The organism is Kitasatospora sp. GP30 (assembly GCF_029892145.1).
Classification (GTDB): Bacteria; Actinomycetota; Actinomycetes; order Streptomycetales; family Streptomycetaceae; genus Kitasatospora; species Kitasatospora acidiphila.
Window position 1 is genome coordinate 238,179 of the sequence record NZ_JARZAH010000004.1, and the last position, 12,743, is coordinate 250,921.

Sequence of the window (12,743 nt, forward strand, 5' to 3'; positions counted from 1 at the left end):
CGGCCGCCGAGCTCCAGCGAGGTGGCCGGTCCACTTCGTACCTGATCCGCAACGCACAGATCCTCGGCGGCCCGGCGCAGGACATCCTGATCGCCGACGGCACCTTCCAGCAGATCGGCACCGGCCTGACCGCCGAGGCCGACGTGGAGATCGACGCCACCGGCCTGGTCGCGCTGCCCGGCCTGGTCGACCTGCACACCCACCTGCGCGAGCCCGGCCGCGAGGACGCCGAGACCGTGCTGACCGGCACCCAGGCGGCCGCCAAGGGCGGCTACACCGCCGTGCACGCGATGGCCAACACCTTCCCGGTGGCCGACACCGCCGGTGTGGTCGAGCAGGTCTGGCGGCTCGGCAAGGAGTCCGGCTACTGCGACGTGCAGCCGGTCGGTGCCGTCACCGTCGGCCTGGAGGGCAAGAAGCTCGCCGAGCTCGGCGCCATGCACGACTCGGCCGCCGGCGTGCGGGTCTTCTCCGATGACGGCAAGTGCGTGGACGACGCGGTGATCATGCGCCGCGCGCTGGAGTACGTGAAGGCCTTCGACGGCGTCGTCGCCCAGCACGCCCAGGAGCCGCGGCTCACCGAGGGTGCCCAGATGAACGAGGGGCAGGTCTCCGGTGAGCTCGGGCTCGGCGGCTGGCCGCCCGTCGCCGAGGAGTCGATCATCGCCCGCGACGTGCTGCTGGCCGCGCACGTCGGCTCCCGGCTGCACGTCTGCCACGTCTCCACCGCCGGCTCGGTGGAGATCATCCGCTGGGCCAAGGCCAAGGGCTGGGACGTCACCGCCGAGGTGACCCCGCACCACCTGCTGCTCACCGACGAGCTGGTCCGCAGCTACGACCCGGTCTACAAGGTCAACCCGCCGCTGCGCACCGCCGAGGACGTGCAGGCGCTGCGCAAGGCGCTGGCCGACGGCACCATCGACGCGGTGGCCACCGACCACGCGCCGCACCCGGCCGAGGACAAGGACTGCGAGTGGGCCGTGGCCGCGATGGGCATGGTCGGCCTGGAGACCGCGCTCTCCGTGGTGCAGCAGGCGATGGTGGACACCGGCCTGCTGAACTGGGAGGGCGTCGCCGACCGGATGTCGCACCGCCCGGCCCGGATCGGCCGTCTCGCCGGCCACGGCCGTCCCGTCTCGCTCGGTGAGCCGGCCAACCTGGTGCTCTTCGATCCCGCGTACCGTGGCACCGTGAACCCCGAGAGCTTCGCCACCCGCAGCCGTAACACCCCCTACCGCGGCCTTGACCTGCCCGGTCGCGTGCACGCCACCTTCCTGCGCGGCACCGCCACGGTGCTGGCCGGCGAGCTGGTCGAGCCGGGCGAGCCGGCGTGAGCGGCACGCTCCTAGCCGGCACGCCGCTGATGATGCACAAGGCGCAGGTGCACAACTGGCCCGCGTACATCGGCTGGTCGGTCGGCCTGCTGATCCTGGTGGCGCTGATCTACTGGCTGATGCGCCAGGGCTGGAACTGGCGGCGCACCCTGCAGTCCGACCTGCCGGAGCTGCCCACCGTGCCGGCCGAGCCCGGCGCCACCATCCTGGAGAGCAAGGGCCGCTACCACGGCACCACCACGGCCGGGAACTGGCTGGACCGGGTGGTGGCGCACGGCCTGGGCACCCGCAGCCTGGCCGAGCTGACCCTGACCGAGCGCGGGCTGCTGGTCCGCCGCCCGGGTGACGTCGACCTCTGGCTGCCCGCCGAGGAGCTGACGGGCGCTCGGACCGACTCCGGCCACGCCGGCAAGGTGGTCCCGGCCGGCCTGCTGGTGGTCGGCTGGCGGCTCCAGGGCAAGGAGCTGGAGTCCGGTCTGCGGCTGGACCACCCCGACCAGCACGCGGCCTGGGTCACGGCCATCGAACAACTCGCACCACGTACGAAGAAGACGGAAGGCGTAACACCATGACCGCACCTGCCCCCACCAAGCCGCGCTCCTGGCGGGAGCGTGTGCCTGCCGTGCTGGTCCTGGAGGACGGTCGCACCTTCCGCGGTGAGGCGTACGGCGCGATCGGCGAGACTTTCGGCGAGGCGGTCTTCAACACCGGCATGTCCGGCTACCAGGAGACCCTGACCGACCCGTCCTACCACCGCCAGGTGGTGGTCATGACGGCCCCGCAGATCGGCAACACCGGCTGGAACGACGAGGACGACGAGTCCAAGCAGATCTGGGTGGCCGGCTACGTGGTCCGCGACCCCGCCCGGGTGGCCTCCAACTGGCGGGCCAAGCGCTCGCTGGACGAGGAGCTGACCAACCAGGGCGTGGTCGGGATCAGCGGCATCGACACCCGGGCCCTCACCCGCCACCTGCGCGAGCGCGGGGCGATGCGGGTCGGCATCTTCTCCGGCGAGCGGCTGGCCGAGCCGGCCGAGCTGCTGGCGCGGGTGCAGCAGGCGCCCGAGATGAAGGGCGCCGACCTGTGCGCCGAGGTCGCCACCACCGAGACCTACGTGGTCCCGGCGATCGGTGCGAAGAAGTTCACCGTCGCCGCCGTCGACCTCGGGATCAAGGGCATGACCCCGCACCGGATGGCCGAGCGCGGCATCGAGGTGCACGTGCTGCCCGCGAACGCCACCGCCGAGGACATCTACGCGGTCAACCCGGACGGCGTCTTCTTCTCCAACGGCCCGGGCGACCCGGCCACCGCCGACCACCAGGTCGCGGTGCTGCGCGAGGTGCTCGGCCGCGGGACCCCGTTCTTCGGGATCTGCTTCGGCAACCAGATCCTCGGTCGCGCCCTGGGCTTCGGCACCTACAAGCTCAAGTACGGCCACCGCGGCATCAACCAGCCGGTGCAGGACCGCACCACCGGCAAGGTCGAGGTCACCGCGCACAACCACGGCTTCGCCGTGGAGGCCCCGCTGGACAAGGTGAGCGACACCCCGTTCGGCCGCGCCGAGGTCTCCCACGTCTGCCTCAACGACGACGTGGTGGAGGGCCTGCAGTGCCTGGACACCCCCGCATTCAGCGTTCAGTACCACCCCGAGGCCGCCGCCGGTCCGCACGACGCCGCGTACCTGTTCGACCGCTTCGCCCAGCTCATGGAGGGCCAGCGTGCCTAAGCGCACCGACATCAAGTCCGTTCTGGTCATCGGCTCCGGCCCGATCGTGATCGGCCAGGCGGCCGAGTTCGACTACTCCGGCACCCAGGCGTGCCGCGTGCTGCGGGCCGAGGGCCTGCGGGTGATCCTGGTCAACTCCAACCCGGCCACGATCATGACCGACCCGGAGATCGCCGACGCCACCTACGTCGAGCCGATCACTCCCGAGTTCGTCGAGAAGATCATCGCCAAGGAGCGCCCCGACGTGCTCCTGCCGACCCTGGGCGGGCAGACCGCGCTCAACACCGCGATCGCCCTGCACAAGGCCGGCACGCTGGAGAAGTACGGCGTCGAGCTGATCGGCGCCAATGTCGAGGCGATCAACAAGGGCGAGGACCGCGAGCTGTTCAAGCAGGTCGTGGAGGCCGTCAAGGCCAAGATCGGGCACGGCGAGTCGGCCCGCTCGGTGATCTGCCACTCGATGGACGACGTGCTGGCCGGGGTCGAGACCCTCGGCGGCTACCCGGTCGTGGTCCGCCCGTCCTTCACCATGGGCGGCGCCGGCTCCGGCTTCGCGCACGACGAGGAGGACCTGCGCCGGATCGCCGGCCAGGGCCTGGCGCTCTCGCCGACCACCGAGGTGCTCCTGGAGGAGTCCATCCTCGGCTGGAAGGAGTACGAGCTCGAGCTGATGCGCGACAAGAACGACAACGTCGTGGTCGTCTGCTCGATCGAGAACTTCGACCCGATGGGCGTGCACACCGGCGACTCGATCACGGTCGCGCCGGCCATGACGCTCACCGACCGCGAGTACCAGATCCTGCGCGACATCGGCATCGCGGTGATCCGCGAGGTCGGCGTCGACACCGGTGGCTGCAACATCCAGTTCGCCGTCAACCCCGACGACGGCCGGGTCATCGTCATCGAGATGAACCCGCGCGTCTCCCGCTCCTCGGCGCTCGCCTCCAAGGCCACCGGCTTCCCGATCGCCAAGATCGCCGCCAAGCTGGCCGTCGGCTACACCCTGGACGAGATCCCCAACGACATCACCGAGCAGACCCCGGCCTCCTTCGAGCCGACCCTCGACTACGTGGTGGTCAAGGTCCCGCGGTTCGCCTTCGAGAAGTTCCCGAGCGCCGACGCCACCCTCACCACCACCATGAAGTCGGTCGGCGAGGCCATGGCGATGGGCCGCAACTTCCCCGAGGCGCTCAACAAGGCGCTGCGCTCGCTGGAGAAGAAGGGCTCGCAGTTCACCTGGGTCGGCGAGACCGGCGACAAGGCCGAGCTGCTGACCAAGGCCAAGGTGCCGACCGACGGCCGGATCAACACCGTGATGCAGGCGATCCGGGCCGGTGCCACGCCGGGCGAGGTCTTCGACGCTACCAAGATCGACCCCTGGTTCGTCGACCAGCTGTTCCTGCTCAACGAGATCGCCGAGGAGCTGGCCGCCGCCGAGCTGCTCGACCCGCAGCTGCTGCGGCACGCCAAGCGGCACGGCTTCTCCGACCAGCAGATCGGCGAGATCCGCGGCCTCAAGCCGGACGTGGTCCGCGAGGTGCGGCACGCGCTCGGAATCCGCCCGGTTTTCAAGACCGTTGACACCTGCGCCGCCGAATTCGCCGCCAGGACCCCGTACTTCTACTCGTCCTACGACGAGGAGAGCGAGGTCGCACCGCGCACCAAGCCCGCGGTGATCATCCTGGGCTCCGGTCCGAACCGGATCGGCCAGGGCATCGAGTTCGACTACTCCTGCGTGCACGCCTCCTTCGCGCTGGCCGACGCCGGGTACGAGACCGTGATGGTCAACTGCAACCCCGAGACCGTCTCCACCGACTACGACACCTCCGACCGGCTGTACTTCGAGCCGCTCACCCTGGAGGACGTGCTGGAGATCGTGCACGCCGAGGAGCAGGCCGGACCGGTCGCCGGCGTCATCGTCCAGCTCGGCGGCCAGACCCCGCTCGGCCTGGCCCAGGCGCTCAAGGAGAACGGCGTGCCGATCGTCGGCACCCAGCCCGAGGCGATCGACCTGGCCGAGGAGCGCGGCGCGTTCGGCCGGGTGCTGCGGGACGCCGGCCTGCCGGCTCCCAAGCACGGCACCGCCTTCTCCTTCGAAGAAGCCAAGGCCATCGCCGACGAGATCGGCTACCCGGTGCTGGCCCGCCCCTCGTACGTGCTCGGCGGGCGCGGCATGGAGATCGTCTACGACGAGGCCAGCCTCGCCTCCTACCTGGAGCGGCACGCCGGCCTGATCTCCGAGCACCCGGTGCTGATCGACCGCTTCCTGGACGACGCGGTGGAGATCGACGTCGACGCGCTCTACGACGGCACCGAGCTCTACCTCGGCGGCGTCATGGAGCACATCGAGGAGGCCGGCATCCACTCCGGCGACTCCGCCTGCGCGCTGCCCCCGATCACCCTGGGCGGCTTCGACATCAAGCGGCTGCGGGCCTCCACCGAGGCCATCGCCAAGGGCGTTGGCGTGCGCGGCCTGATCAACATCCAGTTCGCGCTGGCCGGTGACATCCTCTACGTGCTGGAGGCCAACCCGCGCGCCTCCCGCACCGTGCCGTTCACCTCCAAGGCCACCGCGGTGCCGCTGGCCAAGGCCGCCGCCCGGATCTCGCTGGGCGCCACCGTCGCCGAGCTGCGCGCCGAGGGCCTGCTCCCGGCCGAGGGCGACGGCGGCACGCTGCCCGCCGACTGCCCGATCTCGGTCAAGGAGGCCGTGATGCCGTGGTCGCGGTTCCGCGACGTGCACGGCCGCGGCGTGGACACCGTGCTCGGCCCGGAGATGCGCTCCACCGGTGAGGTCATGGGCATCGACAAGGTGTTCGGCACCTCCTACGCCAAGGCCCAGGCCGGCGCCTACGGCTCGCTGCCGACCAAGGGCCGGGTGTTCGTCTCGGTCGCCAACCGCGACAAGCGCAACCTGGTCTTCCCGGCCCGGGCGCTGGTCGAGCTGGGCTTCGAGGTGCTCGCCACCGCCGGCACCGCCGAGGTGCTGCAGCGCGCCGGCATCCCCTCCACCCAGGTGCGCAAGCACAGCGAGGGCGTCGGCCCGAACGGCGAGCGGACCGTCGTGCAGCTGATCCACGACGGCGATGTCGACCTGATCATCAACACCCCCTACGGCACCGGCGGCCGCATGGACGGCTACGAGATCCGCACCGCCGCCGTGGCCCGCGGCGTGCCGTGCCTGACCACCGTCCAGGCGATGGGCGCGGCGGTCCAGGGCATCGACGCGCTGACCCGCGGCGACGTCGGGGTGATGTCGCTCCAGGAGCACGCGGCGCTGATCAACTCCGCCCGCAAGTAGCCCGATCCTGAATGGGGGGCACCGAGTGTGGTGCCCCCCATTCCCATGCGAGGAGCCCTGTGTACAAGCTTCTGTTCAACCTGGTCTTCCGGAAGATGGACCCCGAGAAGGCACACCACCTGGCGTTCTTCTGGATCCGGCTGGCCGCCTCGGTGCCCGGCCTGCGGCAGCTGGTCACGCTGGTGCTGGCCCCCAAGGACAAGGCGCTGCGCACCAATGCGCTCGGCCTCGACCTGCCCGGCCCGTTCGGTCTCGGCGCCGGCTTCGACAAGAACGCGATCGGCATCGACGGGCTGGCGATGCTCGGCTTCGACTACGTCGAGATCGGCACCGTGACCGGCGAGCCGCAGCCCGGCAACCCGGCGCCGCGGATGTTCCGGCTGGTCGAGGACCGGGCGCTGATCAACCGGATGGGCTTCAACAACCAGGGCTCGGCACGGATCGCGGCCCGGCTGGCGCAGCGCCAGCGCGGCTCGATGTCGCCGGTGGTCGGCGTCAACATCGGCAAGACCAAGGTGGTCGAGGAGGCCGACGCCGTCTCGGACTACGTCAAGAGCACCGAGCGGCTGGCCGGGCACGCCGACTACCTGGTGGTCAACGTCTCCTCCCCGAACACCCCGGGGCTGCGCAACCTGCAGGCCGTCTCGCACCTGCGCCCGCTGCTGACGGCGGTGCGGGAGGCCGCCGACGAGGCGACCGCCCACCATGTGCCGCTGCTGGTGAAGATCGCCCCCGACCTGGCCGACGAGGACGTGGACGCGGTGGCCGACCTGGCGCTGGAGCTGGGCCTGGACGGCATCATCGCCACCAACACCACGATCGGGCGCGAGGGGCTGCGGGCCTCGGCCGCCGAGGTCGAGGCGATCGGCATGGGCGGGCTCTCCGGCGCGCCGCTCAAGGACCGTTCGGTGGAGGTGCTGCGGCGGCTGCGGGGGCGCACCGACGGCCGGCTGGTGCTGGTCTCGGTCGGCGGCATCGAGACGGCCGAGGACGCCTGGCAGCGGATCCTGGCGGGCGCCGACCTGGTGCAGGGCTTCAGCGCCTTCATCTACGAGGGCCCGTTCTGGATGCGCCGGATCCACAAGGGCCTCTCCTCCCGGCTGCGCAGGCACGGCTACCAGAGCATCACCGAGGCGGTCGGCGCCGGAGCCTGACGGCCCGAGATCGCACCCATCCCCTACAACCCCACCGTGAAGGACGCCATGACCACCCCCTTCGACTCCAACTCCTTCGGCGGGCGCCTGCGCCACGCCATGGACGAGCGCGGCCAGCTCTGCGTCGGCATCGACCCGCACGCCGCCCTGCTCTCCGCCTGGGGCCTGGGCGACGACCTGGCCGGCCTGGAGACCTTCAGCCGCACCGTGGTCGAGGCGCTGGCCGACCGGGTGGCGGTGCTGAAGCCGCAGGCCGCGTTCTTCGAGCGGTTCGGCAGCAAGGGTGTCGCCGTGCTGGAGCGCGCCGTGGCCGACGCCCGGGCGGCCGGCGCCCTGGTGCTGATGGACGCCAAGCGCGGCGACATCGGCTCCACCATGGCGGCCTACGCCGAGGCGTTCCTGAGCCCCGGCAGCCCGCTCTTCTCGGACGCCGTCACGGTCAGCCCCTACCTGGGCTTCGGCTCGCTGCAGCCCGCGCTGGACCTGGCCCGGGCGAACGGCTGCGGCGTCTTCGCGCTGGCCCTGACCTCCAACCCGGAGGGCTTCGAGGTGCAGCGGGCCACCGGCCCGGACGGCGTGAGCGTGGCGCAGCAGGTGCTGAACCGGCTGGCCGCCGAGAACGCCGGTGCCACCCCGCTGGGTTCGTTCGGCGCGGTGGTCGGTGCCACGCTGGCCGACGCCGGGGTGGACCTGGCGATCAACGGCCCGCTGCTGGCCCCCGGGATCGGCGCGCAGGGGGCCACGATGGCCGACCTGCCCCGGGTCTTCGGCGCCGAGGTTCCGGCCGTGGTGCCCAGCGTCAGCCGGGACGTGCTCAAGCACGGGCCGTCGGTCACCGGCCTGCGGGACGCCGCCCAGCGCTTCATCGACGAGATCCGGGCCGTATCGGCGATGTGAGGGCTGTCACACTCGGCTGGCAAAGTCGGTTCAAACCGGGCCGTTTTCTCCCGAAAAGTCCTGGCCTACCTGTGCTGACCAGGACTTTTCGGCTTCTTTTCCTGACGTGGGCGCACAATGCGGGTAGTGTCCGGCGGTAGATGCCCTCGGCGGGGCGAAATCTCGCTGCTCTCGCAGGTCAGAGCGGCTGGATCGCCCTGCGGTCATCGCCCATGACGGGCGGTGGCAGGCATCTGGTTCAACCCCAATGTCCTAGCACTTCAATTCCTTCCAGACCCTGAGGTGAACGGCGTGGCTCTTCCGCCCCTTACCCCTGAACAGCGCTCCGCCGCGCTGGCCAAGGCCGCCGAGGCTCGCCGGGAGCGCGCCGAGGTGAAGAACCGGCTCAAGCACTCGGGCGCATCCCTGCACGAGGTCATCAAGGCCGGCAAGGCCGACAACGAGGTCATCGGCAAGATGAAGGTCTCCGCACTGCTGGAGAGCCTTCCCGGTGTCGGCAAGGTCCGTGCCAAGCAGATCATGGAGCGCCTGGGCATCTCCGAGAGCCGGCGTGTCCGTGGTCTCGGTACCAACCAGATCGCTTCGCTGGAGCGGGAGTTCGGCGGCACCGCGTCCTGACGTCGGTGTCCTGAACGTCCTGATGTCGGCGTCCTGAGCGTTCTGACGTCGGTGTACTGAACCCCGGTGTTCTCCGGATCGTCCAGGATCCGGGATAATCGGTGCATGAGTGAGCGTCCGCGGCTGACCGTGCTCTCCGGCCCCTCCGGGGTCGGCAAGAGCACGGTCGTCGCCCATTTGAGGCAGCAGTTCCCCGAGGTGTGGCTCTCGGTCTCCGCGACCACCCGGCGCCCGAGGCCCGGCGAGCAGGACGGGGTCCAGTACCACTTCGTCGACAACGACGAGTTCGACAAGCTGATCGCCAACGGCGAACTGCTGGAGTGGGCCGTCTTCGCGGGGAACCGGTACGGCACCCCCCGGGCCGCCGTCGAGGCCAAGCTGGACCGCGGTGAGCCGGTCCTGCTGGAGATCGAGCTGCAGGGGGCCCGGCAGGTGCGGCAGTCGATGCCGGAGGCACAGCTGGTCTTCCTGGCTCCGCCGAGCTGGGAGGAGCTGGTGCGCCGGCTGACCGGCCGCGGCACCGAGCCGCAGGACGTCATCGACGAGCGGCTGGCCGCCGCCCGCGTCGAGCTGGCCGCCGAGCCGGAGTTCGACACCACGCTGGTCAACACCTCGGTCGAGCAGGTGACGGCCGAGCTGCTAGCCTTGCTCGGTGTAGTCTGACCTTTTGTTTTCCACCCTTTCGGAAGGTTTTCGCGTGTCCTCTTCCATGACCGCGCCCGAGGGCATCATCAACCCGCCGATCGACGAGCTGCTTGAGGCCACGGACTCGAAGTACAGCCTGGTGATCTACGCGGCCAAGCGCGCTCGCCAGATCAACGCGTACTACTCCCAGCTCGGCGAGGGCCTGCTGGAGTACGTCGGCCCGCTGGTCGACACCCACGTGCACGAGAAGCCGCTGTCGATCGCGCTGCGCGAGATCAACGCCGGCATGCTGACCGCCGAGGCGGTCGACGCGGCCTGACGGCCTTTCAAGGGGCCCACCGGATCCGTCCGGTGGGCCCCTTGCTGTTTCCCGCCCGGGGCGGGCTCTATGGTGAAGGCGTGAGCGAGACTTCTCCCCAGAGCCAGCCCCGTGTCGTCCTCGGCGTGAGCGGCGGGATCGCCGCCTACAAGGCCTGTGAGCTGCTGCGCCGGTTCACCGAGTCGGGCCACCAGGTGACCGTGGTGCCGACCGCGGCCGCACTGCACTTCGTCGGCGAGGCGACCTGGGCCGCGCTGTCCGGGCGCCCGGCGGCCACCGAGACCTGGGAGCGGGTGCACGAGGTCCCGCACGTGCGGATCGGGCAGAACGCCGACCTGGTGGTCGTCGCCCCCGCCACCGCCGACCTGATGGCCAAGGCGGCCCACGGCATGGCGGACGACCTGCTCACCAACACCCTGCTCACGGCCCGCTGTCCGGTGGTCTTCGCGCCGGCGATGCACACCGAGATGTGGGAGCACCCGGCCACCCAGGAGAACGTCGCCACGCTGCGCCGGCGTGGTGCCGTGGTGCTGGAGCCGGCGGTCGGCCGGCTGACGGGCAAGGACACCGGCAAGGGCCGGCTGCCGGACCCGGACGCCATCTTCGCGGCCTGCCGCCGGGTGCTGGTCCGCGGCGTCGGGGAGGCCGACCTGGCCGGGCGGCACGTGCTGGTCTCGGCCGGCGGCACCCGCGAGCCGCTGGACCCGGTGCGGTTCCTGGGCAACCGCTCCTCCGGCAAGCAGGGTTACGCGCTGGCCGCCGCCGCGGCCGCCCGCGGGGCCCGGGTCACCCTGCTGTCCGCCAATGTGTCGCTGCCCGCGCCGGCCGGGGTCGACGTGATCCCGGTCGCCACGGCCCTGGAGCTGCGGGAGGCGGCTGTCAAGGCGGCGCCCGAGGCGGACGTGGTGGTGATGGCGGCCGCGGTCGCCGACTTCCGACCTGCCGCATATGCCACTGGGAAGATCAAGAAGGTCGAGGGCGAGGAGCCGGCGCCCGTCGCCCTCGTCCGCAATCCGGACATCCTGGCCGAGCTGTCCGCCGACCGCACCCGTCCGGGGCAGCTGGTGGTGGGCTTCGCCGCCGAGACCGACCAGGTGCTGGCCCATGGCCGGGCCAAGCTGGCCCGCAAGGGCTGCGACCTGCTGGTGGTCAATGAGGTCGGCGACGGCAAGGCCTTCGGTACGGATACCAACGAAGCGGTCATCCTGGGTGCGGACGGCAGTGAGACGCCAGTGCCGCCCGGCCCCAAGGAGGAGCTCGCGGACGCGATCTGGGACCAGGTGGTGGCCCGGCTCGGCTGAGCGGGGGAGCGGTGGATGCCGGGGCGGCCGACGGTTCCCGGGTGTGCGGGGCCGCCCCGGGTGATCGTTTTCACGACCACTGGCTGAGACGACCGCGTGAACTGGCCGGTAGTGAGTATTGAACGCCGATAGCTGACCGTTACACTCCAAGGCATCAAGTCTTTCCGGATGCCCCGGTCCCGACCGGGGCATTCAGTCAGCAGCCGCTGCAACCCCAGGGAGCGCTGTGTCTCGCCGCCTGTTCACCTCGGAGTCCGTCACCGAGGGGCACCCCGACAAGATCGCTGACCAGATCAGCGACACCATTCTCGACGCCCTGCTGAAGGACGACCCGACCTCCCGGGTCGCCGTCGAGACCCTCATCACCACCGGCCAGGTGCACGTCGCCGGTGAGGTCACCACCAAGGCCTACGCGCCGATCGCGCAGCTGGTCCGGGAGAAGATCCTGGAGATCGGCTACGACAGCTCGAAGAAGGGCTTCGACGGCGCCTCCTGCGGCGTCTCGGTCTCGATCGGCTCGCAGTCGCCGGACATCGCCCAGGGTGTCGACACGGCGCACGAGCACCGCGTCGAGGGCGACGTCGACGACGAGCTGGACCGCCAGGGCGCCGGTGACCAGGGCCTGATGTTCGGGTACGCGTGCGACGACACCCCCGAGCTGATGCCGCTGCCGATCACCCTGGCGCACCGCCTGGCCCGCAAGCTGACCGAGGTGCGCAAGAACGGGACCATCCCGTACCTGCGCCCGGACGGCAAGACCCAGGTCACCATCGAGTACGACGGCGACCGGGCCGTGCGCGTGGATACCGTGGTCGTCTCCACCCAGCACGCGTCCGACATCGACCTGGACTCGCTGCTGGCGCCCGACATCCGCGAGTTCGTGGTGGAGCCGGTGCTGCGCGAGGTCGGCATCGACACCTCCGACTACCGGCTGCTGGTCAACCCGACCGGCCGCTTCGAGATCGGCGGCCCGATGGGCGACGCCGGCCTGACCGGCCGCAAGATCATCATCGACACCTACGGCGGCATGGCCCGCCACGGTGGCGGCGCGTTCTCCGGCAAGGACCCGTCCAAGGTCGACCGCTCGGCCGCCTACGCGATGCGCTGGGTCGCCAAGAACATCGTCGCCGCGGGCCTGGCCCGCCGCGCCGAGGTCCAGGTGGCCTACGCGATCGGCAAGGCCGAGCCGGTGGGTCTGTTCGTGGAGACCTTCGGCACCGAGACCGTCCCGGTGGCGACGATCCAGGCGGCCGTCACCAAGGTCTTCGACCTGCGCCCGGCCGCGATCATCCGCGACCTCGACCTGCTGCGGCCGATCTACGCCCAGACCGCCGCCTACGGCCACTTCGGCCGCGAGCTGCCGGACTTCACCTGGGAGCGGACCGACCGCGCCGAGGCGCTGAAGGCCGCCGTCGCGGGCTGAGCCCCCGTCCGAGCCGTACCGTGGT

Annotated in this window: 11 protein-coding genes; all 11 read left to right on the forward strand. The window is 70.9% G+C overall.

Features of this window, described 5'->3' with window-relative positions:
• The first annotated feature begins 41 nt into the window (after window positions 1–41).
• The 11 genes from P3T35_RS09165 to metK all read left to right on the forward strand — a co-directional run bounded on the left by P3T35_RS09165 (window position 42) and on the right by metK (window position 12,718).
• Window positions 42–1,334, forward strand: a complete 1,293-nt coding sequence (locus P3T35_RS09165; protein WP_101385482.1) for a dihydroorotase — start codon at window positions 42–44, stop codon at window positions 1,332–1,334.
• Window positions 1,335–1,366: 32 nt separating this feature from the next.
• Complete coding sequence (locus P3T35_RS09170; RefSeq protein WP_280705164.1) at window positions 1,367–1,906, forward strand: hypothetical protein; 540 nt, start codon at window positions 1,367–1,369, stop codon at window positions 1,904–1,906.
• A complete protein-coding gene (carA, locus tag P3T35_RS09175; RefSeq protein ID WP_101383813.1) occupies window positions 1,903–3,060 on the forward strand; it encodes a glutamine-hydrolyzing carbamoyl-phosphate synthase small subunit in 1,158 nt (385 codons plus the stop codon). The genes P3T35_RS09170 and carA overlap by 4 nt, the downstream gene beginning before the upstream one ends.
• Window positions 3,053–6,361: a carbamoyl-phosphate synthase large subunit gene (carB, locus tag P3T35_RS09180; RefSeq protein ID WP_101383814.1), complete on the forward strand. Its 3,309-nt coding sequence runs from the start codon at window positions 3,053–3,055 to the stop codon at window positions 6,359–6,361. The genes carA and carB overlap by 8 nt, the downstream gene beginning before the upstream one ends.
• Before the next feature lie 59 nt (window positions 6,362–6,420).
• Window positions 6,421–7,515 (forward strand): quinone-dependent dihydroorotate dehydrogenase, encoded by a 1,095-nt coding sequence (locus P3T35_RS09185; protein WP_101383815.1) that lies wholly within the window; start codon window positions 6,421–6,423, stop codon window positions 7,513–7,515.
• A 48-nt stretch (window positions 7,516–7,563) separates the two neighbouring features.
• Window positions 7,564–8,412, forward strand: coding sequence for an orotidine-5'-phosphate decarboxylase (pyrF, locus tag P3T35_RS09190; protein ID WP_101383816.1), 849 nt, complete (start codon window positions 7,564–7,566; stop codon window positions 8,410–8,412).
• Between the two features lie 291 nt (window positions 8,413–8,703).
• Window positions 8,704–9,030 carry an integration host factor, actinobacterial type gene (gene mihF / locus P3T35_RS09195; protein WP_035840782.1) on the forward strand — a complete coding sequence of 109 codons (327 nt, stop codon included), beginning with the start codon at window positions 8,704–8,706 and terminating at the stop codon, window positions 9,028–9,030.
• 105 nt (window positions 9,031–9,135) lie between these two features.
• Window positions 9,136–9,693, forward strand: coding sequence for a guanylate kinase (gene gmk / locus P3T35_RS09200; protein WP_101383817.1), 558 nt, complete (start codon window positions 9,136–9,138; stop codon window positions 9,691–9,693).
• A 34-nt stretch (window positions 9,694–9,727) separates the two neighbouring features.
• On the forward strand, window positions 9,728–9,994 hold the full coding sequence (gene rpoZ / locus P3T35_RS09205) for a DNA-directed RNA polymerase subunit omega (RefSeq protein ID WP_035840778.1): 267 nt from the start codon (window positions 9,728–9,730) through the stop codon (window positions 9,992–9,994).
• Between the two features lie 80 nt (window positions 9,995–10,074).
• Window positions 10,075–11,295, forward strand: coding sequence for a bifunctional phosphopantothenoylcysteine decarboxylase/phosphopantothenate--cysteine ligase CoaBC (gene coaBC, locus P3T35_RS09210; RefSeq protein ID WP_180356746.1), 1,221 nt, complete (start codon window positions 10,075–10,077; stop codon window positions 11,293–11,295).
• A gap of 226 nt (window positions 11,296–11,521) precedes the next feature.
• Entirely contained in the window at window positions 11,522–12,718 is a 1,197-nt protein-coding gene (gene metK, locus P3T35_RS09215; RefSeq protein ID WP_101383819.1) for a methionine adenosyltransferase, read from the forward strand.
• The last annotated feature ends 25 nt before the right edge of the window (window positions 12,719–12,743 follow it).

Excerpts from the sequence above, each read along its gene's own strand:
- gmk (WP_101383817.1), top strand. The coding sequence starts at position 9,136 with ATGAGTGAGCGTCCGCGGCTGACCGTGCTCTCCGGCCCCTCCGGGGTC.
- carA (WP_101383813.1), top strand. The coding sequence starts at position 1,903 with ATGACCGCACCTGCCCCCACCAAGCCGCGCTCCTGGCGGGAGCGTGTG.
- pyrF (WP_101383816.1), top strand. The coding sequence starts at position 7,564 with ATGACCACCCCCTTCGACTCCAACTCCTTCGGCGGGCGCCTGCGCCAC.
- P3T35_RS09170 (WP_280705164.1), top strand. The coding sequence starts at position 1,367 with ATGCACAAGGCGCAGGTGCACAACTGGCCCGCGTACATCGGCTGGTCG.